This is a genomic window from Stenoxybacter acetivorans DSM 19021, from assembly GCF_000745895.1.
Classification (GTDB): domain Bacteria; phylum Pseudomonadota; class Gammaproteobacteria; order Burkholderiales; family Neisseriaceae; genus Stenoxybacter; species Stenoxybacter acetivorans.
The window spans coordinates 20,170-46,550 of sequence record NZ_JQKE01000007.1; the positions used below are offsets into that span (position 1 = coordinate 20,170).

The 26,381-nt window shown below is 49.0% G+C and carries 24 protein-coding genes and 2 pseudogenes; 12 read left to right on the forward strand and 14 right to left on the reverse strand.

The window, feature by feature from the left end; all coding sequences use genetic code 11:
• Positions 1–110: 110 nt before the first annotated feature.
• On the reverse strand, positions 111–1,031 hold the full coding sequence (hslO, locus tag Q384_RS00485) for an Hsp33 family molecular chaperone HslO (protein WP_037585292.1): 921 nt from the start codon (positions 1,029–1,031) through the stop codon (positions 111–113).
• Positions 1,032–1,132: 101 nt separating this feature from the next.
• The gene (locus Q384_RS00490) at positions 1,133–2,032 is read right to left on the reverse strand and encodes a recombination-associated protein RdgC (protein WP_037585293.1); all 900 of its coding nucleotides are present in this window, start codon (positions 2,030–2,032) and stop codon (positions 1,133–1,135) included.
• Positions 2,033–2,167: 135 nt separating this feature from the next.
• Between Q384_RS00490 and galU the strand changes: the two genes are divergently transcribed.
• Entirely contained in the window at positions 2,168–3,055 is an 888-nt protein-coding gene (gene galU / locus Q384_RS00495; RefSeq protein ID WP_037585294.1) for a UTP--glucose-1-phosphate uridylyltransferase GalU, read from the forward strand.
• Between the two features lie 30 nt (positions 3,056–3,085).
• Positions 3,086–3,940: a 3-deoxy-8-phosphooctulonate synthase gene (gene kdsA / locus Q384_RS00500; protein WP_037585295.1), complete on the forward strand. Its 855-nt coding sequence runs from the start codon at positions 3,086–3,088 to the stop codon at positions 3,938–3,940.
• A 348-nt stretch (positions 3,941–4,288) separates the two neighbouring features.
• Here the strand turns inward: kdsA and Q384_RS14215 are convergent, their stop codons facing one another.
• The 9 genes from Q384_RS14215 to Q384_RS00545 all read right to left on the reverse strand — a co-directional run bounded on the left by Q384_RS14215 (position 4,289) and on the right by Q384_RS00545 (position 11,098).
• The gene (locus Q384_RS14215) at positions 4,289–4,759 is read right to left on the reverse strand and encodes a prepilin-type N-terminal cleavage/methylation domain-containing protein (protein WP_051940216.1); all 471 of its coding nucleotides are present in this window, start codon (positions 4,757–4,759) and stop codon (positions 4,289–4,291) included.
• A 13-nt stretch (positions 4,760–4,772) separates the two neighbouring features.
• Positions 4,773–5,330 (reverse strand): pilus assembly PilX family protein, encoded by a 558-nt coding sequence (locus Q384_RS00510; RefSeq protein ID WP_037585296.1) that lies wholly within the window; start codon positions 5,328–5,330, stop codon positions 4,773–4,775.
• Between the two features lie 55 nt (positions 5,331–5,385).
• Positions 5,386–6,471 carry a PilW family protein gene (locus tag Q384_RS00515; RefSeq protein WP_037585297.1) on the reverse strand — a complete coding sequence of 362 codons (1,086 nt, stop codon included), beginning with the start codon at positions 6,469–6,471 and terminating at the stop codon, positions 5,386–5,388.
• Between the two features lie 38 nt (positions 6,472–6,509).
• Complete coding sequence (gene pilV / locus Q384_RS12475) at positions 6,510–7,091, reverse strand: type IV pilus modification protein PilV (RefSeq protein WP_051940218.1); 582 nt, start codon at positions 7,089–7,091, stop codon at positions 6,510–6,512.
• 15 nt (positions 7,092–7,106) lie between these two features.
• Positions 7,107–7,820, reverse strand: coding sequence for a GspH/FimT family pseudopilin (locus Q384_RS00525; protein ID WP_051940221.1), 714 nt, complete (start codon positions 7,818–7,820; stop codon positions 7,107–7,109).
• 244 nt (positions 7,821–8,064) lie between these two features.
• Positions 8,065–9,489 (reverse strand): replicative DNA helicase, encoded by a 1,425-nt coding sequence (gene dnaB, locus Q384_RS00530; RefSeq protein ID WP_084224336.1) that lies wholly within the window; start codon positions 9,487–9,489, stop codon positions 8,065–8,067.
• Positions 9,490–9,600: 111 nt separating this feature from the next.
• Positions 9,601–10,095 (reverse strand): 5-(carboxyamino)imidazole ribonucleotide mutase, encoded by a 495-nt coding sequence (gene purE, locus Q384_RS00535; RefSeq protein WP_037585298.1) that lies wholly within the window; start codon positions 10,093–10,095, stop codon positions 9,601–9,603.
• Positions 10,096–10,123: 28 nt separating this feature from the next.
• Positions 10,124–10,831, reverse strand: a complete 708-nt coding sequence (locus tag Q384_RS00540) for a class I SAM-dependent methyltransferase (RefSeq protein ID WP_051940223.1) — start codon at positions 10,829–10,831, stop codon at positions 10,124–10,126.
• Positions 10,832–10,912: 81 nt separating this feature from the next.
• Complete coding sequence (locus tag Q384_RS00545; RefSeq protein WP_037585299.1) at positions 10,913–11,098, reverse strand: DUF3460 family protein; 186 nt, start codon at positions 11,096–11,098, stop codon at positions 10,913–10,915.
• Between the two features lie 98 nt (positions 11,099–11,196).
• Here Q384_RS00545 and Q384_RS00550 point away from each other — a divergent pair, with 98 nt between their 5' ends.
• A complete protein-coding gene (locus Q384_RS00550) occupies positions 11,197–12,087 on the forward strand; it encodes an NAD(+) kinase (protein WP_037585300.1) in 891 nt (296 codons plus the stop codon).
• A 25-nt stretch (positions 12,088–12,112) separates the two neighbouring features.
• Here Q384_RS00550 and Q384_RS14450 read toward each other — a convergent pair.
• The 3 genes and pseudogenes from Q384_RS14450 to tsaA form a co-directional block, all read right to left on the reverse strand.
• A pseudogene (locus tag Q384_RS14450) lies at positions 12,113–12,194 on the reverse strand (virulence factor); the annotation flags it as partial.
• Positions 12,194–12,397 (reverse strand): DUF5397 family protein, encoded by a 204-nt coding sequence (locus tag Q384_RS00555; protein WP_245608484.1) that lies wholly within the window; start codon positions 12,395–12,397, stop codon positions 12,194–12,196. The pseudogene Q384_RS14450 and the gene Q384_RS00555, both read right to left, overlap by 1 nt.
• Before the next feature lie 171 nt (positions 12,398–12,568).
• A complete protein-coding gene (gene tsaA, locus Q384_RS00560) occupies positions 12,569–13,300 on the reverse strand; it encodes a tRNA (N6-threonylcarbamoyladenosine(37)-N6)-methyltransferase TrmO (RefSeq protein WP_037585301.1) in 732 nt (243 codons plus the stop codon).
• Between the two features lie 87 nt (positions 13,301–13,387).
• Between tsaA and recQ the strand changes: the two are divergent.
• From recQ to recG, 9 genes and pseudogenes are all read left to right on the forward strand, one after another.
• A pseudogene (recQ, locus tag Q384_RS00565) lies at positions 13,388–15,175 on the forward strand (DNA helicase RecQ); the annotation flags it as partial.
• A 139-nt stretch (positions 15,176–15,314) separates the two neighbouring features.
• A complete protein-coding gene (locus tag Q384_RS00570; RefSeq protein ID WP_156956377.1) occupies positions 15,315–16,319 on the forward strand; it encodes an HlyD family secretion protein in 1,005 nt (334 codons plus the stop codon).
• Positions 16,280–19,195 carry a ribosome-associated ATPase/putative transporter RbbA gene (rbbA, locus tag Q384_RS00575; protein ID WP_425423463.1) on the forward strand — a complete coding sequence of 972 codons (2,916 nt, stop codon included), beginning with the start codon at positions 16,280–16,282 and terminating at the stop codon, positions 19,193–19,195. The genes Q384_RS00570 and rbbA overlap by 40 nt, the downstream gene beginning before the upstream one ends.
• Positions 19,196–19,323: 128 nt before the next feature.
• Positions 19,324–20,451 carry an ABC transporter permease gene (locus Q384_RS00580; RefSeq protein WP_037585303.1) on the forward strand — a complete coding sequence of 376 codons (1,128 nt, stop codon included), beginning with the start codon at positions 19,324–19,326 and terminating at the stop codon, positions 20,449–20,451.
• A gap of 79 nt (positions 20,452–20,530) precedes the next feature.
• On the forward strand, positions 20,531–22,021 hold the full coding sequence (locus Q384_RS00585; RefSeq protein WP_084224338.1) for a TolC family protein: 1,491 nt from the start codon (positions 20,531–20,533) through the stop codon (positions 22,019–22,021).
• Between the two features lie 80 nt (positions 22,022–22,101).
• Positions 22,102–22,539, forward strand: a complete 438-nt coding sequence (locus tag Q384_RS00590) for an META domain-containing protein (RefSeq protein WP_037585304.1) — start codon at positions 22,102–22,104, stop codon at positions 22,537–22,539.
• An 82-nt stretch (positions 22,540–22,621) separates the two neighbouring features.
• Positions 22,622–23,455, forward strand: a complete 834-nt coding sequence (locus Q384_RS00595; protein WP_037585305.1) for a polymorphic toxin-type HINT domain-containing protein — start codon at positions 22,622–22,624, stop codon at positions 23,453–23,455.
• Positions 23,433–24,020: a crossover junction endodeoxyribonuclease RuvC gene (gene ruvC, locus Q384_RS00600; RefSeq protein ID WP_084224341.1), complete on the forward strand. Its 588-nt coding sequence runs from the start codon at positions 23,433–23,435 to the stop codon at positions 24,018–24,020. The genes Q384_RS00595 and ruvC overlap by 23 nt, the downstream gene beginning before the upstream one ends.
• A gap of 7 nt (positions 24,021–24,027) precedes the next feature.
• Positions 24,028–26,127: an ATP-dependent DNA helicase RecG gene (gene recG / locus Q384_RS00605; protein ID WP_281174484.1), complete on the forward strand. Its 2,100-nt coding sequence runs from the start codon at positions 24,028–24,030 to the stop codon at positions 26,125–26,127.
• Positions 26,128–26,381: the final 254 nt, after the last annotated feature.

A 26,381-nucleotide genomic window follows, 5' to 3' on the forward strand; every position in this document is an offset into this window, starting at 1 on the left:
TTTAGAAAACGCAGCACGGTTACAATCGAGTTACTTCGCTTTGTGTGCAATGACGGCGTCATTTTGATGTTTGTTTTTTGCAGTGCTCAGTACCAACCAAACGGATTGTACTAATTTTCCGCCGTTTTTTTATTCAGTGCAGCATAATAAGCAGTATCCATGCCGAATAATTGATTGATGTCATTTTCGTCAAACACATAACGTTCATGGCAAAAATCGCAGCAAATTTCCACGCTGCCTTGTTCTGCAACCGCTTCACCCACTTCTTCACCGCCGAGCAGCAGCAACATGTCGCGTACTTTGCTGCGGGAGCAGGTGCAGGCAAATTCGATGTTCTGAGCAGGAAACACGCGCGGCGGTATTTCGTGAAATAAACGATAAAGAATGGTGCTGGCATCTAAGTTCAGCAATTCATCGCGGCTTAAGGTCTGCGCCGGTATGCGAATTTCTGCCCAAGCATTGTCGGCATTGGCTGCATTGATGCTGTTGTCGGGCATTTTTTGCAAAAGCAAACCGCCCAAATGCTGCCCATCTGCCGCCAGTTGAATAAAACTGTCCAGCTGCTCAGACTGATGCAGATAATTCATCAGCATTTGTGCCACTGTGCCGCCTGCCAACGGCACAATGCCTTGCCACGATTCGCCGTTGGCGGGCTGCAAAGTTAATACAAACATGCCGTCTTCACCCAATAAATCCGTCAGCGCGGCGTTTTCAGGCAGCCTGATGTTTTCGTCCCAGCGGGCGGTGGCGCGGCAGGTGCGATCAGACGTGGCTTCGGCAGTGAGCATTTTCAGCATGCCTTTGCCTTGCACTTGAACGATAAGCTGTCCGTCGAATTTTAAATTGGCGGCGAGCAACACCGCCGCTGCCGTGAGTTCACCCAGTGCGGTGCGTATTGGCAGCGGATAGTGTTTTTGGCTGTTGATGTGCTGCCACACTTCAGTTAAACGCACGTGCAAACCGCGTATCGGTAATTCATCAAACACAAAGCGGGTTAAACGGTTGTCTTCGGGAGTGGATTCGTTTTTCATGATTGGGAAAAAATTTGAGATGCTGTTTATATGACCTCATCGGCGGTAAAATCAAGCCAGATGCCGTTATGATAAAATCCAAGCATTCAGGCTGCCTGAAATCATTCGCTCCAGCCGCCCAAATGCACTGCCAATTCCGCAATCAGCCCGCTTAAGGTTTCGGTCATTAATATTTGTGAAGCAAACAGCAGACTTTCAGGGTCGTCGCCGTGGTTGGCGGCTTCTTCTTGCAATACGTCTAAAAATTGAATGCGTTTGAGCGTCCATGTGTCGGTGAGCACAAAACGGACGCGTTCCTGCCAGCACAAACCCAGTTGGGTAACGGTTTTGCCGCTTTTTATGTGGTTGACCACTTCTTCGGCAAGCAAATCCTGCTTGCTCATGCGCACAGTGGCAGCCGAATCGCCCAAGCCTTTCAGTTCACAGTCGCTGTCTAGTTCAAATCCGCCCGCCGCTGCGCCGTGGAACAGCCAATGGGTCATCACGCTGCCGGGAGATTGTTTGGTGTCGGGTAAACGTGCATCTAAACCGCCCAAGGCGTCACGCAGCTGTGTTAATAAGGTTTCGGCTTTGTTGGCGTTGGCTTGGTTAATCAACAATAAACCGTTATCGGTATCGATAATGGCTTCAATGCGGCTGCTTTTGGTAAATGCACGCGGCAGTAAGTCGTCGGTGATTTGTTCTTTGAGTTCTTGTTTTTCTTTGCGCCCGAGACTGCGCGCTTCGGCTGCCTGAATGTTGGCGATTCTGTCGTCCAATACATCGCGGATTACTGCTGACGGTAATACTTTTTCTTCTTTTTTCAAGGCAATGCGCCATGTATTTTGTGCGGCAAACACCATTTCCGAACCAAACGGTGCGCTCGGTGCAAATCCGCTGCTGTCCCAGTCCAAACCCAAGCACGGCGTAAACGCTGCTTTAGCCAGCTTGTCGGTGATTACCGCCAAAGCGGGCAAAGTTTCTTTGTTTAATGGGTAAATACTTAACTGCTTAAACCACATGTTTGATTTCCTTTTGTTTTATGGCGGTACACCCGATTTTCAGTGCTGCCGTACCGTGCGATGCGTGTTCCATTATATAATGAGCGGTGAAGTTTCATAAAAGCAATTGGGTTTAACCAAAACGGAAAAGTAATGATGAAAAAAATCAAAAAAGCAGTTTTCCCTGTGGCGGGTTTGGGGACACGTTTTTTGCCTGCCACCAAAGCCAATCCCAAGGAAATGCTGCCGATTGTTGATAAGCCTTTGATTCAATATGCGGTGGAAGAGGCAGTTGATGCCGGCTGCACTGAATTGGTATTCATCACAGGACGCAATAAACGCAGTATTGAAGACCATTTCGATAAGGCTTATGAACTGGAAACGGAGCTGTCCTACAAAAACAAAGTGGAATTGCTGGAACACGTTCAAAAAATTATTCCCGATAATGTTACTTGTATTTATATCCGCCAAACCGAAGCCTTGGGGCTGGGGCATGCGGTGCTGTGCGCTCAAGCGGCGATTGACAATGAACCGTTTGCGGTGATTTTGGCAGACGATTTAATCGATGCGTCAAAAGGAGCGATAACGCAAATGGTTGAGCTGTATCAGCAAACCGGCAGCAACATCATTGCCGTGGAACAAATTGACCCGGAAGACACGGCTTCATACGGTATTGTTGATGTGTATGCCGATGCGGTCAGCGGGTTGAATCGTGTGCGCAATATTGTGGAAAAACCGCAGCCGCAAGATGCACCGTCTAATTTGGGTGTGGTTGGGCGGTATATTTTAAATCCCACTATTTTTAATTTATTGCGCACCACCCCGCGCGGTGCGGGCGGTGAAATTCAATTAACCGATGCCATTGCCGCGTCCTTGCTGCATGAAACCTTGCTTGCCTGCTACTTTGACGGCACGCGCTACGACTGCGGCAGCAAACTGGGCTATTTGCATGCCAATTTGGTTTATGGCTTAAATCATCCACAAGTGGGTGCAGACTTTAAAGAAATCATACGCCAAACCGCAGCCAAGCTGAATTTAATCTGAAAACGATGCCTGAGAAATGGAAGTGTAACCATGATTCAATTAACCTCTGCCCGCCAAGGAAAGATTAATGTTGCCAACGATGCACCGTTTGTGTTGTTTGGCGGTGTGAATGTGCTGGAAGATTTGGATTCCGCCCTGCATGCTTGCGAATACTATGTTCGTGTTACCGAAAAGCTGAATATTCCTTATGTGTTTAAGGCATCGTTCGATAAAGCCAACCGCTCGTCCATTCATTCCTACCGCGGCGTGGGTTTAGATGAAGGCTTGCGTATTTTTGCCCAAGTGAAACAAGAGTTTGGTGTGCCCGTTATCAGCGATGTTCACGAACCCTTTCAGGCAGCCTCCGCTGCGGAAGTGATTGATGTATTGCAATTACCCGCCTTTTTGGCACGGCAAACCGATTTGGTGGCGGCATTGGCAAAGACAGGCAATGTCATTAATATTAAAAAACCACAGTTTTTGAGCCCGCCGCAAATGCGCAATATTTGCGAAAAATTCAAAGAAGCCGGCAATGAGCAACTGATTTTGTGTGAACGCGGTACTTGTTTCGGCTACGATAATCTGGTGGTGGATATGCTGGGTTTCGGCGTGATGAAAAAAACCTGCAACAACACCCCCATTATTTTCGATGTTACTCACTCATTGCAGCAACGTGAATCCGGCGCGGCGGCTTCCGGCGGACGGCGCAACCAAGTATTGGAATTGGCTTTGTCGGGCATGGCAACCCGTTTGGCTGGTTTGTTTTTGGAAGCACACCCCAATCCTGACCAAGCGCGCTGCGATGGCCCAAGTGCCTTGCCGTTGGACATGCTGGAAGCATTTTTAAGCCAAGTGAAAGCCGTAGATGATTTGGTGAAAGCAATGCCGAAGTTGTTGATTGTTTAGCTGAATGGTTTATTCTGCTGACAGACAAGCAAAAAAATATAGCTTCCGACCTTTGGGTCGGTGTTATTTTGGTGTTAGGGCGCGTTTGTATCGCGCCCTAACCACACGTTGCCTTCTATGATGGGGTGCAGCGTGTTCCCACTCTGAAAGACGGGATTTTATTTTAAGGTTGGTAAGGAAAAAAGAAAAAAATTTAACGCCTTTTCTTGCCGCTATTTTGGCAAATATCCATAAACAAGCATGGGCAAAACAAGCCCAACAACAGCAAGCCGTACTGTTGGCAAGAATGTGAAAAAGCAAATTTTCTATTTTTAGGGCAGTATATAAAACAAATTGCTCTGCTGAAAATTAAAGTTGTCGGCATGCGCCGTTTGTTTTTTTTGCGTCTGCATCAGCGGCGGTTTCGCATTCATAAGTGTTGCCAAATGCAGACATCCACAAAGATTTTGTTCTGCTACTTGTTCCATTGGCAAGCGCGAACAGGGCATAGTTGGTTGCTGGATTATCGTTGTCAGCACAGTCTGCATTGCCGCAACGGGCTGATAAATCATATTTTCGAGCAAGTTCTGCGTTGTCTCCTGTTGTTGCCGAAGTAATTTTTTCTAGTACGTCTTTTTGTTTAACATTGCCACTCAATTTTAATGATGCCAATTGCTGGTGTGTTTGAGTCAGTGCCGTGCGTGCGGCTGCTAAATCGGCTCTTTCAATATAGTTTGTATAAGCAGGTAAAGCAAATGCTGCCAAAATGCCGATAATGCTAACGACTATCATCAGCTCAATCAGCGTAAAACCTTTGATTTTAATATTGATATTATTCATGGTGTTAATTTTACTATTGACTCTTAGGAACGGGGAATGTGGCTTGGATGTTGGATTGAAGGGTAACTACTGTGTTTGCATTATTGCCGTGTGCCCGTGCAGTAACGCGGAATACATGGAAGGTATCGCCGAGTGCACTGGTATCAACCCCTAAATATTCAATAATATGGGGATGTTTTTTCCAATCGTGGTCTCGTTCCCATGCCGATACATTACAGGTTGGCATTGGTACACAAGAAGATTGGAGAATGTCTGTTTGGCTAAGTATCCCAAAATAATCCCCTGAACCATAAACATCGGTTCCGGAATTGATGCCGCCGGCGGGTACACACAAAGCAGTGTCTTTGCAATCTACGGTGAATTTAGCCGTTGGGTTTAATTCACCCACTTCTCTCTCGCCGACGCGCAAGGCGGTTTCTGCACGTGATAATGCTATCTTGCGGTCTGCATCATTGGCAGAAATACGCATTTCAGTATTACCGCCTTGTATGCCGGCAATAACGAGAAATGCAATTACCAACATGCTGATTAATACAATAAACAGCGAAAACCCGGTTTGTTTTGTATTCATTTATCTGCCCTTTTCTTTGGTTATTGCTTGCGTTTCGCTCAGGGATTCATTCTTATTAAGGAGGGGTTCTGGCAAGTACACGGTTAGCGCACACATTGCCGCCGCGCACCGCGATATCAATGGCGTAATTTATATTCTGAGTATCTACAGTTACCCCTAAGGGAATGTGAATCAATGCCGGCAAAAGTGCTTGATCCAATGGGGAGGCAAGGGTGGGGGGATTATAACTCAGCGTATCTGTGTAGAATGTGAAACTGGTTGTGCCGGCGTTGAAATTGTCCGTACCACCAAGACCGGTATTAATATTACAACCGGCTCCATCATCATTCGCTGATATATCTGCATAACCGTATTGAATTGGACCAAAAGCTTGAACATTACTCACCAATAGCTGCGGACCTTCCCATTGATTGTTATTACCCAATGTGAAGCGATATAAACTGGGTGCACCTCGTGCGTCGTCACCAACCACATAAGCCGATGATGCAAAGCGGGTTACTGTGGTTCTTGAAGAGGGCGATATACCGCCAACATTAAGGATCTTGCCATCTTTATCAATTGTTGAAATAACCAACTCTGAACAAGTTGATACCGCAACGGGCGTATTTTCGGCAATGCCAATGCCATCATCAAATACCACTTCGTTGACACCCTGTAAACGCCCAAAACCCACGCCATAAGTAAAAATTAATGCGTTGCTGGGATTGTTTAAAGTTACTCCTGTTTGACCAAGGAATGTACTTCCATTCATCTGACGAATCCCAAAGTTATTTCCATTGTCGTGTGTGGTTGCTGTACCTACCTCACTGGGATCATTGGCACCGGCAGTAGTGTGATTACCCGTTACTGAGTTGCCAGGATTTCTCGGACCTTCTGCCGCCAGATTATAACAACCGAATACCCCTGCGGCGCGGGCATCTCTGGCGAGCATATTGGTGGCATTGCGCAAATCCTGTTGCACGGCAATGCGGCTTTGTCCTTGTGTAGAGAGATTTTGCGTGGTGATGTAAGTTGTGCCCACTGCCAATAAAACGATTATACCAATGGCACTGGCAACCATAAACTCAATCAGGCTGAAACCGGATTGTTTGTGTGACTTGTGCCATGACAATGGCTTGGGCTGGTAAATGTGTGTTGGCATAATAATTTGGGCTGCCTGAAAAATATTCTGTTGCGGTGTTAATCTGAAATCGGCAAGGAATAGGTATATTCAATCATGCCATTGGCATCAGTACCGAGATTTTTATCTTCGCCGTCGGCAATTTGCATTTTCCATTTTATTTCAAGTGTATCATCGGGTTTTACATCTAAATTAATATCTTCGATATTTGTCAAATTTGCGTTCACTTCATTCTTAAAATGGCACAGTTGTATGTTTGCCATTCCATTTCTATCATAAGTCTGACCACCAGTATAATTGTCATTGCAGTTGTTGTTACTTTTAATTCCAGTCCAGAGGTTTTCATAGAAACTGTAGTCTTTTGCAGCCACAGTGGCATCGTTTGTCGGAGCGATTAATACAGGGTTGGTCAGCATACTTTCCATTAAATTTTGCGCCGCCTGTGCAACAACGGTTTGATTGCCTGCTTCCTGAACGCTACTGACACCGCGCAATTGCGCGACCATCAACACCAATACACCAAACGACAATACAAAAATAGAAATCATCACCTCAATTAAAGTGCTGCCTTTTTGACGGTTTTTTAATTGCGTGTGTCGGTGTTGATTCAACTGGGTTTGTACAGTAAAACGGGGCATCATTGTGTTTTCTCCGGTTTAGGGCTCGCCGCAGATGGGCGAGGCGACATCTGATGCAGTATAATTTGCAGGACAGGCACCACTCCTGCCGCTTGCATCCAGAAAAATCATACTGGATAGTTTTTTACCGTCATTGTTTTTGCTGAATGTTAAACGCGCTTCGCCGCTGCCTACTTGTAATGAACCGCCCGCATACCAACCAAACGTACCGTTGGGCAGAAAGGCAAATCTCGGAGTTGCCAGATCAGCAGGTGGCTTCGATGAACCGAAAGATTGTGTCTGTATGGTGACGGCAATGGGATTTTGCTGGTTGGCACCGTTTTGATTTACTGCGATGGTTCTAATGGCCTCATCAGTAACTAACGCACCGTCACGGTTTCTGTCAGCAAATGCAGTTAATCCCTGAACAGCATTAGGAGTGGGTGCTTGGCAATTATTATTCGGGCTGCCGTCGGTTTTTATGGTAACGGGACACACCAATACCGGCACATTCAAGCGCACCGCTTCGCTGCGGGCAAATCGAAACAGGTTGGCGGTTTGCTCTGCTTTGCTGCGCACGGCTTGTCTTTGTGCCCACGCACTCATATTGGGCAAGGCAAAAGCCGCCATAATGCCGGTTAACATAACCACCACCATGAGTTCAACTAAGGTAAATCCGCGCTGCGGTGTGGAATTGGGTTTCATTTTTTGGTTTCGTTCGGTTGGCACGGTATTGCAGTGTTTCCGTTTCATTTATTGTCTATTGTATTGCAGTCTGTTTTAAATACAATAAGCGAAACAATGTTTTACAAAAGGGCAATTGACTATTGTTTTTTATATTTTTTTAATAATGGCAATAGTGGGTTGTTTGCCGTAATCGTTGTTAAATCAATCAATTCAGTTTATATCCTGAGATTTTGCTTGAAAGCAAATCAATACAGGCAATCTGTTACTCAGTGCTGCGTTATTGTGTACGCAATGAATTGCTCAGTACCGCTCATTCATAATCATAAGCACCATCCGGCATGGCGGCATTTTCAAATTTGGTGTACTTTCCTTGAAAAGTAAGGTGTATTTTGCCGGTGGGGCCGTTACGGTGTTTGCCGATAATACATTCCGCCATTCCTTTAAACTGACTGTCGGGGTGATAGTATTCGTCGCGATACATAAACATAATTAAATCCGCGTCTTGTTCAATGGCACCCGATTCACGCAAATCAGACATCATCGGGCGTTTATCGGTGCGCTGCTCCACTGCCCGCGACAATTGCGACAACGCAATAATCGGCACTTGCAATTCTTTTGCCAAGGTTTTCAGGGAGCGTGAAATCTCGCCCAATTCGGAGGCACGATTTTCGCCGCTGCGCGATGAACCGGACATCAGTTGTAAGTAGTCAATCACAATCAAGCCCAGCTGTCCGCCCTGCTGCCGTGCTAATCGGCGGGCACGGGCGCGGATTTCCAAAGCAGTCAGACCCGGTGTTTCGTCAATAAATATCGGTGCATCGGACAGCTGCACCACTGCGTTATTCAGCCTGCCCCAATGTTCGTCTGCCAAGCCGCCGGTTTTTAAAACACTTTGATCAATGCGCCCCACCGAACCCAGCATTCGCATCACCAGCTGTGCACCGCCCATTTCCATGGAAAATACCGCAACAGGCAAATGGCTGTGTATCGCCACATGTTCGGCAATATTCAGCGCGAACGCGGTTTTGCCCATAGACGGACGACCGGCAACAATAATCAAATCACCCGCTTGCAAACCCGAAGTCATTTTGTCTAAATCAATAAAGCCGGTGGCAATGCCGGTTACATCGTCTTTGTTGTCGCGGGCATACAAAACATCAATTCGTCCAACCACTTCTTTCAGCAAGGCGGGCATAGCCAAGAAACCTTGGCGGGCGCGGGAAGACGATTCGGCAATTTGAAAAACATTGTTTTCCGCCTCGTCCAGCATTTGCTTGGCATCTTTTCCTTGCGGATTATAAGCATCTCTTGCAATTTCTGTACCAACCTGAGCCAGTTGGCGCAGAATAGAGCGTTCACGCACGATTTCGGCATAATGGCGGATATTGGCGGCAGAGGGTGTGTTTTGTGCCAAGTTTACCAAATAGGCAAAATCACCCGCTGCTTCCAGCTCTTCGCGCCGCTGTAGTTCTTCTTGAACGGTAATCACATCAGCAGGACGCATGGTCTCCGCTAATTTGGCAATGGCACGGAAAATCAGGCGGTGTTCATGGCGGTAAAAATCAACTTCGTTGATGATGCCGGCAATGTTTTCAAACGCATCATTATCAAGCAGCAATCCGCCCAAGACCGATTGTTCCGCCTCCAGTGAATGCGGCGGGATAAAAGATTGAACGGTATTATCATCACCCCTTTCTTCAAAAGACAGCGGCGGTTCATCAAATGATTTTGTCATATTGAAATGGGTCTTTGTGTTTTTTTGCGGTCAATTGAAGTCAATGATTTTGTGTTTTATTTGTTTATCCGACACGGCAGAACGGCGTGATGCGGCTGAAATTTTCAGGCATCAGTTCATTTCCGGCGCACTTAACGCCATTGCCAGCACTTTATCGGTTTGCTGTTGGCGGAACAAGGTGAGTTTTTCTGCTAAATCCGGGTATTTTATTGCCAATAAGGCGGCGGCAAATAAGGCGGCATTGGCGGCACCGGCTTCGCCGATGGCAAAGGTGGCAACGGGAATGCCTTTGGGCATTTGCACAATAGACAATAAAGAATCTTTGCCGCGCAGATATTTGCCGGGAATGGGTACACCCAATACGGGAACAGTGGTTTTGGCGGCAACCATGCCGGGCAGATGCGCCGCACCGCCCGCGCCGGCGATAATGGCTTCAATGCCGCGTTCGCGGGCGGTTTCGGCGTATTCAAACATTAAATCAGGGGTGCGGTGGGCGGAAACCACGCGGGTTTCATGGTCAATATTGAATTCTGTTAATACTTGCGCGGCGTGCTGCATGATGTGCCAGTCGCTGTTGCTGCCCATAATAATGCCGATTTTGCTCATGTGATGCTCTTTAAAATAAAAAATATGTCTAAGAATTGGCGATGGAATGCAAACACAATACGGTGTCTGTGCATTTTTGCACAAGTGTTAATCCATCGCCAATGGGTAAAGTAACAGCGGATACGCGTGTGTCTTCTTTGAGCGATTGATTAAATCGGCGCAAGATTTGAATGCTTTGTGATTGCGTTTCACAGGCTGCCTGAAAAACGCGGCCATTGGATAAAACATTGTCAATGGCAATCACGCCGTTTGGGCGAATGAGTTTCAGGCAGCGTTCAAAATAATGCGGTGTGGCGGCTTTGTCGGCATCAATCAATGCCAAATCATAGTGATTGCATTTGCCTTGGGCGATTAATTCATCAAGGGTGATGATTGCCGGTTGCAAAGACAGTTCAATTTTATGTGCCACTTGGGCTTCAGTCCAATATCGGCGGGCGATGTCGGTGTAGGTAACGCTGATGTCGCAAGCGGTGATGCGTGCGTCACCAGGCAGGGCAAGGGCAAGGGCGGTGCTGCTGTAGCCAGTGAATACGCCGATTTCCAAATAGTTTTTTACTGCCAACAGTTGTGCCAGCCACGCCAATAGCTGTGCTTGCGCCGGTGCGATGTGCATTTTGCCTTGCCGCAAGCGTGCGGTTTCTTCGCGCAAACGGCACAATAACGCCGGCTCAGACGGGTTAATGCTGTTTAAATAGTGCTGCAAAGGAGCGGATACGCCCAAGCTGGTGTGGCTCATGGTCAATGTGAACCAAAATCAGGCTGCCTGAAAAATAAGTTAATGTAATATGCCGCCGTGTTTTCAGGCAGCCTGTTGTGTTTAATCTGCTTGGTATGCGTAGGGTTTACGCGGTACTCGTGCGGCTTTGAAGTTGGCTTCATCTTCGGGATTGAGGGTTACATCCCACAACAAATTTCTGTTTTTTAAGCGTTCAGCCGACACCTCGGGGTGGTCTTTGAGGTATTGGTTGAGAAACTGTGTGGTTTCAGATTGGTAGTGGTACATAATAATCACTTGATAAGGTATTTAAAGATGGGTGAATTATAGCCCAGCACGCGGCTTGTTGGTATGATTGGCGCGTTTATTCGCTTTGAGTGTTGTCTATGAACAGCCAATTTCACCGAATCGGTATTGTTACACGTCCGCAAACGCCGCATATACGGGAAACTTTATCGGCATTGATTGATTTTTTGCTGGTCAATCAGATTGATGTGTATCTGGAAGATGTGTCGGCGGCAGAAAATTTGGTTGAAAGAACACATTTGGTACGTTGCCGCGTGATTGATAAAGACGACATGGGACGGCAATGTGATTTGGTAACGGTGCTGGGCGGCGACGGCACTTTATTATCCATAGCGCGTAAGCTGGCACCGTTTCGAGTGCCGCTGATTGGTGTTAATCAAGGACATTTGGGTTTTTTAACGCAAGTGCCGCAAGAAACGATGTTGGCACAATTGGCAGGCATGCTTGCCGGCAAATACTTGCCTGAAGAGCGCATTTTATTGGAAGCATCAATCCAACGCGGGGAGCAAGAAATTAAACGGTCGCTGGCGTTGAATGATGTGGTTTTAAGCCGCGGCGGCATGGGTCAGATGATTGAATTTGAAGTATTTATTAACCGAGAATTCGTGTATTCGCAACGCTCTGACGGTTTGATTGTCTCCACGCCCACCGGTTCTACCGCCTACTCCCTGGCGGCGGGCGGTCCGATTTTGCAATCCACGCTACGGGCGTTCAGCTTAGTGCCGATTTGCCCGCAATCCATGACCAACCGCCCGATTGCCATCAGCGATACCAGTGAAATTGAAATTTTAATCACTAAAGGCGTGGATGCACGGGTGCATTTTGACGGTCAGTCATACGTGGACATCAACAGCATGGATACCATCAAAATCCGCCGTTACCGCAATACACTGCGGGTATTGCACCCGATTGAATACCAATACTATAAAACGTTGCGCCAAAAACTACATTGGGGCGAGCAGCTGGTGTGATGGTTTTGAGTGGTGGAGTGCATCTATCGGCGTATGCTTGGGAATACCTCTTTTGGGTGGTTCTGTTCGGTATCGGCTACCACTAAATCAAAAGAAATTGCGTACATCAGTTTGCTTTCGGGTCGTGCATGATTTTAGACAGCTTGTATTGTGTTTTTTCCCCGCTTTCGGGAAGTTCAATGTTTACCAGCCAATCTCCGTCAGGTAACTGTTTCTCAGGCGTTCCCACAATATAGGGAATGCCGTATTCTCCGAATGTGCGGACAGAACCGATGGGTATGGTGTTCTTTTCTATCGGTATCATTTGCATTTTGGTTTTCCTGTTTTTTGATTGTTTGTCTCAATCTTTGCTCGTATGAAGCAGGGTTAATTCTTACTCAACGTGTATTTTGGCGGTTTCGCATTGCAACAGCAACATCTTCAAAAGAATGCACTTCTATCGCATGATGCAACAGCAATAGGGCTGTGTCAATGATGCAATTCACAGCAATTTCAGCCCTGTATGAATCAGCACATTTTCCACACAGGCTGCCTGAATATTAACAGAAAAAACAACATCATAATCACTGCCTTGCCATGCCAGTTGCATCACGAAACGGCGCGGTTCATCGTGCTGATGCGCAGGGCGCGGGTCGTGGCGGATACTTTCTTTAATCAAGACAACAAAATCTTCAGGCAGCCTGAGCGTGTGTATGGCTTGCTGTGCTTGTTCGTGCCAAACAACGGTTAAAATCGGTGTATCCAAACGTGCAAAACCGCTGCGGGCGTGTGCTTGGCTCTCGATAAATGCCAGATAAGGTTTGATGTCGATAATCGGCGTTCCGTCAATAAAATCGCCGCCGCGCACCCAAATTTTAACGCCCTGTTGGGTGTCAATGTGAACCAATGGCAGTAAAGACAAGCCCAAGTGGTTCGGGCGATGCGGGCTGCGGGTGGCGAACACCCCCACCTTTTTTTTACCGCCCAGTTTCGGCGGACGCACCAGCGGTTGCCAGCCTTCCGTCAGTACTTTGTGAAACACAAAATGTACCCAAATATAATCAAATTCACTCAAACCGCGCACACAATCCGCACTGAATTCAGGCAGCAATTCAATACATGACATTGTTTGTGATGCCAAGCCCGGCTGGCGCGGAACACCGAATTTTTGTTTATACGGCGACTGGACATAGCCAATCGGTGCGATGCTGAAATTTTCTGTATTTGGATTCATGATTGATGATTAACGATATTCAGAATGGGTGGAAATGAGCTTATTTCTCGTTACAATACGTAACTTTATTGCATTGAAAGCGCAACAGTGAACCACGCCCGCCGGATTTTACACGATGTTTTTGGCTATACCGAATTCAGGGGCGAGCAAGCCGAAATTATTCAGACCTTGGCGCAGGGACAGAATGTATTGGCACTCATGCCCACCGGTGCGGGTAAGTCTTTGTGTTATCAGATTCCGGCACTCATGCGTGAGGGCGTGGCGATTGTGGTGTCGCCGCTCATTGCGCTGATGCAAGACCAAGTGGCGGCACTGACTGCCGCAGGCGTTCAGGCAGCCTGTGTTCACAGCGGCAGTGAACAAGACAGCATACAGCAAATAGCGGCAGACATTCATCAAGGCTGCCTGAAACTGTTGTATGTTGCGCCCGAACGCTTGGTGTCGCCGCGGTTTTTGCGTTTTTTGGACAGCTTACACGTCAGCCTGTTTGCCATTGACGAGGCGCATTGTGTCAGCCAATGGGGGCATGATTTTCGCCCCGAATACCAGCAGCTGGGCATGTTGGCATCGCGTTACCCTAAAGTGCCGCGCATCGCGCTCACTGCCACCGCCGACAAAGCCACCCGCGCCGATATTGTGCATTATTTGCATTTGGAAGACGCGCCTTTCTTCCTATCCAGTTTTGACCGCCCGAATATCGATTACCAAGTTATCGAAAAAAACAACGGCAAAAAACAATTATTGCAGTTTATACAGCGGCAAATGCGTAATCAAAGCGGCATTGTGTATTGCTTGTCGCGCAAGCGGGTGGAAGACATTGCCGCATTTTTGCGTGAACAGCACATTGATGCGCTGCCGTATCACGCCGGTTTGGATTGGTCTGTACGCGCCGAACATCAACGCCGTTTTACGCAAGAAGACAATATCGTCATGGTGGCAACGGTGGCGTTTGGCATGGGCATCGACAAACCCGATGTGCGTTTTGTGGCGCATTTGGATATGCCGCCCTCAATTGAGCATTTTTACCAAGAATCGGGTCGCGCAGGGCGGGACGGTTTGCCGGCAGTGAGCTGGTTGTGCTACGGCTTGAACGATTGGGTATTGCTGCGCGAGCGCATTGCCGAAGCCGAACGCGATGAAGCGCAAAAACAAATTGATTTGCAAAAACTGGACGCGATGCTGGGCTTTTGCGAAACCGCCGCTTGCCGCAGAACCTTGCTGCTGCGTTATTTTGAAGAAGACAGCACGCCTTGCGGTCATTGTGATAATTGCCGTGAACCGCCGCCGCGCTTTGACGGCACAGTGCTGGCGCAAAAATTATTGTCGTGTGTGTATCGCGTCGGGCAAACTTTTGCTACGGGTTATGTGATTGACGTGTTGCGCGGCAAAGACAATGATTGGATACGGCGCATGGGGCATCATGCTTTGTCCACATTCGGTGTTGGACAGGAGCTAAGCGACAAAGAATGGCGATCGGTGGTGCGCCAGTGTATTGCGCAAGGCTATTTGAATTTGGCGGCGGGGCAGCACCAAGCCCTGCAATTGTCTGAACACGCCCGTGCGGTGTTAAAAGGCGAAGAAATTGTGTGGCTGCGTGTACTCAAGCGCGATAAGAAAACCGATTATGATGTTAAAAGTACGTGGCTGCGCACGGAGCGCGAAGAACGTTTGTGGCAAGCCTTGCGTACTTGGCGCAAGCAACGCGCCCAAGCCGCCAATGTTCCTGCTTACGTGATTTTTGCTGACCGTACTTTGCAAGAATTGGTAAAAAACCCGCCGAAAAATCAGCAGGATTTGGTGGGTATTTATGGTATGGGCGAGAATAAATTAGCGAATTTCGGCGCAGATATTCTGCGGTTGTGCCGTTGGTCGGCAACCGAATAAATTTTGGATTCAAAATTTTGGTTTCGTATCGCAGAATGCAGTGCCGCCGTTAAAATCCATATTTGCTTTAAAAAATGAAACCAACCCGTTAAGATACTGAAAATATTTATTTTAGGACATCTTTAAAGCCATGCAAAACAAGAAACGACTGCTGTTGATTATTCTTGCCGTGATTGTGCCGGTGTTGTTGGCAGCCGCGGCAATCCGAGAAAATCTGCGCTTGAAAGACCGTTTGCCCGAAGGATTTTCAGGTAGCAACGGGCGTTTGGAATTGCGGCGCATGGATGTGGCAGCTTTATATCCGGGCAGAGTGGTGTCTATCGCTGCGGAAGAAGGCACGGCGGTAAAAAAAGACGATGTGCTGGTGGTGTTGTCGTCAGAGCAAAGCGACAGTCAAGTGGCGGCGGCAAATGCGGCACGGCAGCGGGCAGCGGAAACGGTGGCGCGGGCAGATGCGGAGATTGCGGCGATGCAGCAGCAGTATAAAGTAGCACAAATGGATTGGGAGAATACCCGCCGTTTAAAAAATGATGCCTTGGTATCGGCGGCAGAATTACAGCGGCGGCAAGCGGCAAAAGACGGTGCAGCTGCTGCCGTTGCCGCCGCCCGTGCCGCCAGAGCAGAGGCGGTGTCGGCAGTGAATCAGGCGCAGGCACAAGCCGATGCAGCGGGGGCGGCAAACCGAGATATGCAAATCCGCGCACCCTTGGATGCACGGGTGGAATACCGCATTGCCGACGTGGGTAATGTGGTGGGTGCAGGCAGCCGTGTGATTACGCTGCTTGACCCCACCGACTTAACATTATCGGTATTTTTGCCAACGCGTACAGTAGGGCAGCTGCATCTGGGTGATGAGGCGCGGGTAGTGTTGGACGGCATTGATGCGGTGTGGCAAGCAAAAATCAGCTTTATTGCCGCCGAAGCGCAGTTTACGCCCAAATATGTGGAAACCGTTGATGAGCGCGATAAGTTAATGTATCGGGTGAAACTGCGCATTCCGATTGACTCGGCGAAGCCTTATACCTGTTTGCTTAAAGGCGGTTTAACCGGCAACGGTTATGTACGTTTGGATACCAAACAAGTTTGGCCAGAAAAATGGCGGGTTCGTGCGCCGGCAGCGGCGTGTGCGCCATGAACGGTGAACAGGCGGCGGTGCGGCTTAGCGGCGTTTCTCATGCTTACAAAGATACCCAAGCCCTGAGCGAAATTAATTTGTGTTTACCAAATCATGCCACCATCGGCTTGATTGGTCCGGACGGCGTGGGCAAATCAACTTTGCTGTCGTTGATTGCGGGGGTGAAAATCATTCAAAGCGGGCAAGTGTCTGTGTTTGGCGAAAACATGGCAGACAAACACGCCCGCCGCCGTTTATCACACCGCATTGCCTTTATGCCGCAAGGTTTGGGGCGCAACCTTTATCCCACTTTATCGGTGTACGACAATGCCGATTTTCACGCCCGCCTGTTTGGCTTAAACGCAGCGGCAAGGCAGGAGCGTATTACACGCTTATTGCAGGCAACCGATTTGCTGCCGTTTCGTGATCGCTTGGCAGGGCAATTGTCCGGCGGCATGAAGCAAAAATTAAGCCTGTGCTGTGCCTTGGTGCATCAGCCCGATTTGCTGATTTTAGACGAACCCACCACAGGGGTTGATCCCTTGTCGCGGCGGCAATTTTGGGCATTGGTGGACAATTTGCGCGCCGAACAAGGCGGCATGACTTTGCTGGTAGCGACTGCGTATATCGACGAAGCCGCGCGGTTTGAACATTTACTGGCAATGGACGATGGGCGTTTGCTCATCAACGCGCCCACTGCCGAAGTATTGCGCCAAACCGAGAGCCGTACTTTAGAAGAGGCGTATGTGCGTTTGTTGCCGACGGAAAAACGGTTTTCAGGCAGCCTGAATGCGTTTGCCGCATCGGTGTTTGTGCCCGACCCAAATGAACCGCCGGCGATTGCGGCACAGCATTTGAGCAAACGTTTCGGCGCGTTTACCGCAGTGGACGATGTGAGTTTTACCATTGATCGCGGCGAAATTTTTGGTTTTTTGGGTTCAAACGGCTGCGGTAAATCCACCACCATGAAAATGCTTACCGGTTTGCTTGATGCCAGCAGCGGGCGGGCACAATTACTGGGTGAACCGGTAACGGCAAACGATTTGAATACGCGAATGCGTGTTGGTTATATGTCGCAAAGTTTTTCCCTGTATGAAGAATTGAGTGTTCGCCAAAATTTGATGTTGCATGCGCAATTGTATCGGTTGCACGGCGAAGCGGCGCGGCAAGCAGTGGCGCAGTCATTGCAGCGTTTTGATTTAGAAGCGGCTGCCAATGTATATCCCGGTGCACTGCCCTTGGGTATGCGCCAACGCCTGCAGCTGGCGGCGGCGTGTTTGCACCGCCCCAAAGTGTTGATTTTGGACGAACCCACTTCCGGCGTTGACCCTGCGGCGCGTGAAATGTTTTGGCAGTATTTGTTGAAATTGTCACGTGAAGAGCGGGTAACACAATTTGTGTCCACCCATTTTATGAATGAAGCCGAACGCTGCGACCGTATTTCCTTAATGCATCAAGGGCGGGTTTTGGCAGTGGGTACGCCGCAAGCATTATGCCGGCAACAGCACACCGACAGTTTAGAAGAGGCGTTCATTGCCTATTTGGAAGCTGCTGACAAAAATAAAGCAAACACTGCGTTTGCCGAATCCCAATCTCAATCCAAACCCAAATCATCAGCCGACAGGCTGCCTGAAAATTCGGACAACCGCTGCGATGTGCCGAACACAACCGCATCAAAGCAGTTTGCCGATGCTGCCAAACCAACAAACAGGCTGCCTGAAACCGCACCAAATTACGCAAAAATTTCAGCCAAGCCTTTCGGCAGTCTGCGCTATTGGCTGATGACCATGCTTACTTTCGCCCGCCGTGAAGCCATTGAGTTGTGGCGGGATCGCATTCGTTTGTGCTTTGCACTTTTGGGTCCGGTGGTTTTAATGATTACGGCGGCATACGGCATCTCGTTTGACATCAAAAACATACGTGTTGCCATATTGGATAATGATCAAAGCGTAGCGAGCCGTGAATTTACCGAGTATTTCACCGCATCGCGCTACTTCACCGAAACCGCTGTTTTACAGAGCGCGGGCGAGATAGATCATGTGCTGCAAAATTCAACCGCACGGTTGGTGATTGATATTCCGCCGCATTTCGGGCGCGATGTTCTGCGCGGGCAGCAGCCGGAAATCGGATTTTATATAGATGGTTCACTGCCGTTTTTGGCAGAAAACATCAAAGGATTTATCAGCGGTATTGTGCTGGATTACAGCAGCGATCAACTCAAGCAAAGCGGGCAGACAAACACCGGTTTTCAGGCAGCCGCGATTGCACCGCGCTTCGTGTACAACCAAGATTTTAAAAGTGTGGTTGCCATGGCACCGGGTATGATTATGATGGCGATGATGCTGATACCCACCATGATGACTGCGTTGGGCGTGGTGCGTGAGCGCGAAATCGGTTCTATTCTCAATTTATATACCTCACCCGCAGGGGTGCGCCAGTTTTTAATCGGCAAACAGCTGCCGTATATTGCCGTGTCAATGATGAGCTATGGTATTTTGGTGTGGCTGGTGATTGTGGTGCTGGGTGTGCCGGTACAAGGCAGTTTTTGGGCGATGACTTTGGGTGCATTAACCTTGGTGTGTGCCGCTACTTCGTTTGGTTTGTTGGTGTCCAGCGTGGTGAAATCGCAAGTGGCGGCGATTTTCGGTTCGGCTTTATTGTCGTTGATTCCTGCCTTGAATTTTTCGGGTTTGTTTTATCCCGTATCCACGCTCAGCGGCGTGAAATATTATGCCAGCCGATTGTTTCCGACCATGTGGTTTCAAAAAATCAGCTTGGGCGGATTTGCCAAAGGACAGGGGTTCATGGATTTTTTGCCGTATTACACGGTTTTGCTGTCGTTTGCGCTGGTGTATGTTTTTTTGGCAGGGTGTATTTTGAAAAAGCAAGAACGCTGATACAGGCTGCCTGAAAACACAACCGAAACAGGCGTATGCTTACAAATGGACGGCGTGTGCCGTGCGGCAATCTGTTTTTACAATGACCGAGCAGCCGGCTTGGTACTGACTCAAAGTGATTGAATCGTATGCGAAACAGCCTGAAAAATATCTGGGTATTGAGTTTAAAAGAATTGAAAAGCCTGTCGCGCGATATTGTTTTGCTGGTGTTGATTGCGGCGGCGTTTTCGGTGGTGGTTTATGCGGTGGGAACAGGGGTGAGTACGGAAGTGCGCAACGCGCCGATTGCTGTTGTTGATGAAGACCGTTCTGCCTTGTCTTTGCGTATTCGCGATGCCATACAAAAGCCCTATTTTCAAACGCCTGAAGATTTAAGCCGTGATGGTTTGGACGAGGCTTCGGGGCGTGACCGCTATATTTTTGTGGTGAATATTCCGCCAAATTTGGAGGCAGATATACTGGCGGGACGGCAGCCGGTGATTCAGCTTTTGGCAGATGCCACTGCCGTAACCCAAGCCGGTGTGGGCGTGGTTTATCTCAATCAAATCATTGCGAACGAAATCGCCGATTTTTTCAGGCAGCCTGCTTTGGAAAACCGCCTGCCGCTTAAAGCGGTAACGCAGGTGCTGTACAACCCAAATGGGCAATCGATATGGTATGTCGGGACGATGCAAATCGTGGCGAGCATCACGTTGTTGGGCATGATTTTGGTGGGCGCGGCGGTGATACGTGAACGTGAACACGGCACGATGGAACACTTGCTGGTGATGCCGGTGTCGCCGATAGAAATCGCACTGGCAAAAATTCTCACCAACAGCGCGGTGATTTTGCTTGCGGCATTATTGTCGCTGCGGCTGGTGGCGGAAGGCTGGATGAATGTGTCTTTAAACGGTTCATTAACACTGTTTGCGGCGGGTTTGATGATTTATTTGTTTTCGGTGTCGGCATTGGGTATTTTGCTGGCAACACTGACCTCGTCAATGCCGCAGTTCGGCTTGTTGTGTTTGCCTGTGTATGTGGTTACCCGCATGTTGTCGGGCTCGGAATCACCGCTGGAAAGCATGCCCGATGTCATTCAGTCAATTACACGCTTTTCTCCGGTAACGCAGTTTGTGGCGTTCAGTCAAGACGTGCTGTTTCGCAACGCCGGCATGGCGATTGTGTGGCCGGAGTTGTTGGCAATGACCTTATCAGGCGGTGTGTTTTTAACGCTGGCATTGATACGTTTTCGCGGTATGCTGGCAAAACAAACATAATGGCGGCGCGGTGTGCTTATTTTTCAGGCTGCCTGAAAAGTTTGCTGCCATAAAAAATTACTTTGCAGGACACACGGTTATGAATAAAAACCATTGGTTTTCTTTGCTGCTCACGGCATGGTGCGCTGCCTGTACGCCGACTCAAATTGCCCTCACGCCGTCGGTTGAAATCCCCGATGCGTTTGCCGAAACAAGTGCAGGCGAAGCGGCTGATGTCAGCCGCTGGTGGTTGGATTGGCAGGACGATACTTTAACAGAGCTAATCGAAGCCGGGCGGCTTGCCAATCGGGATTTGGCAAGTGCCAAAGCCAATCTTCAGGCAGCCCGCGATGAAGCCGCGCTGGCAAACGCTGATTTGCTGCCGACTGCCGTCATCAATGCCAACGCAGGCAAAAGCCATATTCACGCAGACAATCCGTTAAGTGCCGGCGAACAAGCCGCGTTGTCGTCAATTGGTTTACCCGTTGGTGCACTGCACCCGCACGGACGCGCACAAACCGCGGGCGTGCTGGTCAGTTGGGAAGCGGATATTTTCGGCGGCAAACGCAGTGATGCTGATGCGGCGCAATATGCTGCTTTGGCCGTTGCCGAACAATGGCACGGAGCGCAAATACTGGCGGTAGCCGAGATTGCCGACCGCTATTTAAACATACGCGCCAATGAGCGGCGTTTGGCAGTGCTGCAAACCGCATTGAAAAACCTGCAAGAGCTGCGCCGCTACGCGGCAGGTCGTTTTCAAGCGGGGCAAGTGAGCGATTATGAGATGAAAGACGTTGGTGTACGCATTGCACAGCTACAAGCGGCTTTGGCGACGGTTCAGGTGCAAATTGATGCGCACACCCGTTCATTGGCGGTATTGACGGGCAAAACACCGCAAGATTTTGTGCTGCCGCCATCGGCGAACGATATTTTGAATCACATACCCGCACCGCCAAGCGGCGTATTGCCCGTTGCTGTCTTGAGCCGCCGCCCCGATGTACGTGCCGTTGAAATGCAGTTACAGGCACGCGCGGCACAGCTGGCAAGTGCGCGCGCTGATTTATTACCGCGTTTTGATGTGCGTTTTTTGTGGCAAAACGGACGCATTTATTTAAGCAGCGATTTGCCGCATCTGGCGGCATGGGGCGGCGCGGTGAGCGCGGGCGTGAGTTTGCCGATTTTCACCGGCGGGCGGATTCAAAAACAAATTGATGCTGCCGATGCGCGGGTACGTGCCGCGTTAGCACAATATGAACAAAGCCTGTTAAATGCCTTGGCAGAAGTGGATAATGCTTATCAAGGTCAATTTGCTTTGCATCAGCAAAATCAATATTTAAGCGAAGCCCAAAATCAAACTCAGCAGCAGGCAAACGGCGCGGATAAATTGTTTCGTTACGGTTCGTTTACCTTAGATAAAGCATTAACCGCACGCATCAATGCCGCTGATGCTGCCGACCGTTTAATCCAAGGCAGATTGGCACAAGCGCAGCAATTGCTGTTGCTTTACAAAGCCCTTGGCGGCGGCTGGCTGCCTGAAAATGAAACACAAGCAAGCACACAAACCGAAGCGGAAACAGCGGCGCAGGAATAAGCCGCTTGCTAAAACGAAACAATTCGGCTAAAAAGCCGACCTCTGCTTTAACTTCAACCTTAATTTAAAGAGCGTTTAACATGAAAAAAATGATTACCACCGCGTTGTTATTGAGTGCACTCACTGTGGGTGCGTCGGGCTGTGCCAATAGCCAAAGCCAAGCGAACAGCACCGATACGCAATCTTTGTCGGGTAAATGGCAAGTGGTGCGTATTGATAACCAAGCCGTTTCGCGTGATGATTATCAAGTCAGTTTTAATGCGGAAAACAAAAGTGTTTATGCTTATTTCGGCTGCAATCGTTTCAGAGGTGCTTATACCCAGCAGGCAGACAAATTACAGTTTTCTCAGCTCGCTTCTACCATGATGATGTGCGTGAATATTGAAGATGAAAACCGTGCTAAGGCGGCATTAACAGACACCCGTCAATGGCGAAACCTTAACCAAGACGGCGGTCTGGTTCAATTGCTTGACGGCAACGCCAAAGTTCGTTTGGAATTGAAACCGACGGCAGAATAGTTAAATTATCAATCCAACAAAAGTTAAAATTGTTGAACATTGACAAATGTGTATCAAGCTGCATTGATATTAGGAGCAGACCATGATAGGTTGTTTCGTTGCCGGAACATTGATACACACCAAAGAAGGTTTGCGGCCAATTGAGCAAATCAAGGTGGGTGATGATGTGCTTTCCACACCGGAAGACGGAAGCGGTGGAACGGCTTACAAAAAAGTTATTAATACCTTTGAGTTTGAAGATCAGGAAACTTGGTTTATCTCTTGGGAAGATCTAACCATGCTTAAAGCCCATACTAAGCATGAAATTGGCAGAGATGAATATCTCAAGGCATATGGCAATGGTTTTGTGATCACAACACCCAATCATCTATTCTGGGTTGTGAGTTCCCGAGAAAAAAGCATCGAATGTAACAAGCTGGGGAGGCGGATTTTGAAACTGCTTCCCCCTTATCCACAACAACAATGGGTACGGGCTGACCAGCTTTGCGATGGAATGAGTTTGCTGCTTGCTGATGGACGAATTGTGGAAGTCAGTCGAGTTTCGCGTGTTTACAAAACCGATACAGAGTGGTTGGGCTGGATACGGCAGAATTATGATGATGCGACCAGCAAGGGGATTATGCTCAATTTTTCCAATGCCAACGTTGTACCGAATGTCCATATCTACGCACATCGCTTCGATAGTCCTTATTGCGATCCGGAGTATGGTCTGCTCGAAAATCCCAATAAATCCTATCTTTACGACTATCCGTATGACGAGGAAGTACCCGAATCTTGGTATCGCAGCAAGGTTTATCACTTTGAGGTTGAGGATTACCACACCTATTTTGTCGATACAATGGGGGTATGGGTACATAGCAATAATGAGTGCATGACGGATAGGGAGTTTAATGATGCTCGCCGAAAGAGTGTGTAATACAACATGCACGGAATTGCCGCCTCATCAGCATAAGCGCACGATACGCATTTTGGGCATTGACCCCGGCAGCCGTGTAACCGGTTTTGGCGTGATTGATGTGTACGGGCAGCAATATCAATATGTGGCATCAGGCTGCATCAAAACCGAAGCCAAATTCAGCTTGCCTGAGCGCATCGGCGTGATTGTGCGCCACTTAGATGAAGTCGTTGAAACCTATCAACCGACACAAGCGGCTGTAGAGCAAGTGTTTGTGAATGTGAATCCCGCTTCCACTTTGATTTTGGGTCAAGCACGCGGCGCGGCAATTGCCGCGCTGGTGATGCGGCAATTGCCGGTGTATGAATACACCGCTTTGCAGGTGAAACAAGCGGTGGTGGGGCAGGGAAAAGCCGCAAAAGAGCAGGTGCAGCACATGGTGGTGCGCATGCTGAACTTGAGTGGTACACCGCAAGCCGATGCCGCCGATGCGCTGGCGGTGGCATTGACGCACGCATTGCGCAACCACAGCTTGGCGGCGCAAATTCAGCAAGGGTTAAGCCTGAAAGCAGGACGGTTTCACTGAATTCAGGCTGCCTGAAAACACAAACAGCCGCACAGACAGACGCAAATTTCCCCACACAACAGCCATGATGACACCGCAAACCCAAGCGATATTGAACATAAATGAAGCCACCGCCAAAAAACTGGCGAAGCTGCATTTAAATACACTGTGGGATTTGGCGCTGCATCTGCCCCTGCGTTACGAAGACGAAACCCACATCACGCCGATTGCCGACGCGCCGCTGGGTGTACCTGTGCAGATTGAGGCAAAAGTATTGACGCAGGAAGTGCAGTTTAAACCGCGCAAACAGCTGGTGGTGCAGGTGGCAGACGCATCGGGCAGTGTGCTGTATTTGCGCTTTATTCATTTTTATCCGAGCCACCAGCAGCAATTGGTGCGCGGCAATACCATTCGTGCTTTAGGAGAAATCAAACACGGTTTTTTCGGTGACGAAATGATACACCCCAAAGTTCGGCAAGCAGAAAACAGATCCTTAGCAGAAACCTTGACACCGATTTACCCCACAGTAAACGGTTTGAATCAACCCACGCTGCGCCGCCTGATTCAAACAGCCTTAAAACACATTCCGCCAACCGATACCTTGCCGAATGCGTTGTTAAACGAATTACAGCTGCCACATTTAACAGACAGCCTCACATTACTGCATGCGCCGCCGCCGGAATACACCATTCATGACCTGCACAACGGCGCGCTGCCTGCGTGGCAGCGGCTGAAATTTGATGAATTGCTGGCACAGCAATTGTCCATGCGTTTGGCTCGGAAAAAACGCATCAGCGGGTCAGCCAAAGCCTTGTGCGGCAACGAATCTCTCAGCCAAGCCTTATTGGCACAACTGCCGTTTACCCTTACCCGCGCCCAGCAAAACGCATGGGCAGAGATACGCCGTGATTTGGCACAAACGCACCCCATGCACCGATTGCTTCAGGGCGATGTGGGCAGCGGTAAAACCATTGTTGCCGCACTGGCGGCACTGATTGCGGTTGAAGCCGGTTTTCAGGCAGCCGTCATGGCGCCCACCGAAATTCTGGCAGAGCAGCATTATTTAAAATTCAAACAGTGGTTTGAGCCATTGGGGTTGAATACAGCATGGCTTTCAGGCAGCCTGAAAAAGCGTGAAAAAACGGCTGCCAAAGCGGCAATTGCCGAAGGTACGGCGCAAATCGCTGTCGGTACGCATGCTTTGTTTCAAGACGATGTGGGTTTTGATAATTTGGGTTTGGTGATTGTCGATGAACAGCACCGCTTTGGCGTGGCGCAGCGGTTGGCGCTCAAAAACAAAGGTGAAGATCTGCATCAGCTGATGATGTCGGCAACCCCGATTCCGCGCACGCTGGCAATGAGTTTTTTTGCGGATTTAGATGTGTCGGTGATTGATGAATTGCCGCCCGGACGGACGCCGATTAAAACCCGATTGGTGAACAGTGTGCGCCGTGATGAAGTGGCGGCTTTGGTGCGGCGTACCGGTGAAATGGGACGGCAAGTCTATTGGGTCTGCCCGTTGATTGAAGAGTCGGAAACCTTGCAATTGCAAACCGCTGTTGAAACGCAGCAACAACTGCAAGCCGAATTGCCGTCTATGCGCATCGGCTTGGTGCACGGACGTTTAAAGCCGCAGGAAAAGGCGGATATTATGGCGGCATTTGTGCGCGCAGAATTGCAGGTCTTGGTGGCAACCACCGTGATTGAAGTGGGTGTGGACGTACCCAATGCGGGGCTGATGGTCATCGAACACGCCGAACGCATGGGTTTGGCGCAACTGCATCAATTGCGCGGGCGTGTCGGGCGCGGCGCGGCGGCAAGCGTGTGTGTATTGTTGTTCAGTGAGCCTTTGTCAGAATTGGCAAAATCACGATTGAAAGTGATTTATGAGAATACCGATGGTTTTGAAATCGCCCGCCAAGATTTGATATTGCGCGGTCCCGGTGAATTTCTCGGCGCACGTCAAAGCGGCACACCAATGCTGCGTTTTGCCGATTTGGAAGAAGACCTCAATCTCTTAGAAGCCGCCCGCCGCTTGGCAGAACCGTTAATTACCAAGCAACCGCACGTGGTAGAACAACATTTGGAACGGTGGCTGGGCAGCAAAGAAGGATATTTGGGGGTTTAAACCACAGTATCGGCTGATGATTGATTAACAGACGAGCAGCCTACATGACAGCACAGTAACCGTGCCATTGTGATTGGGTGATTAGGTACAGCCAAGCTGCTTTCTTTTTCATCACCGCAGCAATCCGAAGCAATCAAGTCTCTTGTGGTAGAAACCGACATGAAAAGCCGTATCCATGTGCAAAAAAAAACAGTTGTTTAGCCATAAATGTAAAAAAGGCTGCCTGAAAAGTTTCAGCCAACCTCTTTTACACA

Excerpts from the sequence above, each read along its gene's own strand:
- hslO (WP_037585292.1), bottom strand. The coding sequence starts at position 1,031 with ATGAAAAACGAATCCACTCCCGAAGACAACCGTTTAACCCGCTTTGTG.
- Q384_RS00490 (WP_037585293.1), bottom strand. The coding sequence starts at position 2,032 with ATGTGGTTTAAGCAGTTAAGTATTTACCCATTAAACAAAGAAACTTTG.
- galU (WP_037585294.1), top strand. The coding sequence starts at position 2,168 with ATGAAAAAAATCAAAAAAGCAGTTTTCCCTGTGGCGGGTTTGGGGACA.
- kdsA (WP_037585295.1), top strand. The coding sequence starts at position 3,086 with ATGATTCAATTAACCTCTGCCCGCCAAGGAAAGATTAATGTTGCCAAC.
- Q384_RS14215 (WP_051940216.1), bottom strand. The coding sequence starts at position 4,759 with ATGAATAATATCAATATTAAAATCAAAGGTTTTACGCTGATTGAGCTG.
- Q384_RS00510 (WP_037585296.1), bottom strand. The coding sequence starts at position 5,330 with ATGAATACAAAACAAACCGGGTTTTCGCTGTTTATTGTATTAATCAGC.
- Q384_RS00515 (WP_037585297.1), bottom strand. The coding sequence starts at position 6,471 with ATGCCAACACACATTTACCAGCCCAAGCCATTGTCATGGCACAAGTCA.
- pilV (WP_051940218.1), bottom strand. The coding sequence starts at position 7,091 with ATGATGCCCCGTTTTACTGTACAAACCCAGTTGAATCAACACCGACAC.
- Q384_RS00525 (WP_051940221.1), bottom strand. The coding sequence starts at position 7,820 with ATGAAACGGAAACACTGCAATACCGTGCCAACCGAACGAAACCAAAAA.
- dnaB (WP_084224336.1), bottom strand. The coding sequence starts at position 9,489 with ATGACAAAATCATTTGATGAACCGCCGCTGTCTTTTGAAGAAAGGGGT.
- purE (WP_037585298.1), bottom strand. The coding sequence starts at position 10,095 with ATGAGCAAAATCGGCATTATTATGGGCAGCAACAGCGACTGGCACATC.
- Q384_RS00540 (WP_051940223.1), bottom strand. The coding sequence starts at position 10,831 with ATGAGCCACACCAGCTTGGGCGTATCCGCTCCTTTGCAGCACTATTTA.
- Q384_RS00545 (WP_037585299.1), bottom strand. The coding sequence starts at position 11,098 with ATGTACCACTACCAATCTGAAACCACACAGTTTCTCAACCAATACCTC.
- Q384_RS00550 (WP_037585300.1), top strand. The coding sequence starts at position 11,197 with ATGAACAGCCAATTTCACCGAATCGGTATTGTTACACGTCCGCAAACG.
- Q384_RS00555 (WP_245608484.1), bottom strand. The coding sequence starts at position 12,397 with ATGCAAATGATACCGATAGAAAAGAACACCATACCCATCGGTTCTGTC.
- tsaA (WP_037585301.1), bottom strand. The coding sequence starts at position 13,300 with ATGAATCCAAATACAGAAAATTTCAGCATCGCACCGATTGGCTATGTC.
- Q384_RS00570 (WP_156956377.1), top strand. The coding sequence starts at position 15,315 with ATGCAAAACAAGAAACGACTGCTGTTGATTATTCTTGCCGTGATTGTG.
- rbbA (WP_425423463.1), top strand. The coding sequence starts at position 16,280 with ATGGCGGGTTCGTGCGCCGGCAGCGGCGTGTGCGCCATGAACGGTGAA.
- Q384_RS00580 (WP_037585303.1), top strand. The coding sequence starts at position 19,324 with ATGCGAAACAGCCTGAAAAATATCTGGGTATTGAGTTTAAAAGAATTG.
- Q384_RS00585 (WP_084224338.1), top strand. The coding sequence starts at position 20,531 with ATGAATAAAAACCATTGGTTTTCTTTGCTGCTCACGGCATGGTGCGCT.
- Q384_RS00590 (WP_037585304.1), top strand. The coding sequence starts at position 22,102 with ATGAAAAAAATGATTACCACCGCGTTGTTATTGAGTGCACTCACTGTG.
- Q384_RS00595 (WP_037585305.1), top strand. The coding sequence starts at position 22,622 with ATGATAGGTTGTTTCGTTGCCGGAACATTGATACACACCAAAGAAGGT.
- ruvC (WP_084224341.1), top strand. The coding sequence starts at position 23,433 with ATGCTCGCCGAAAGAGTGTGTAATACAACATGCACGGAATTGCCGCCT.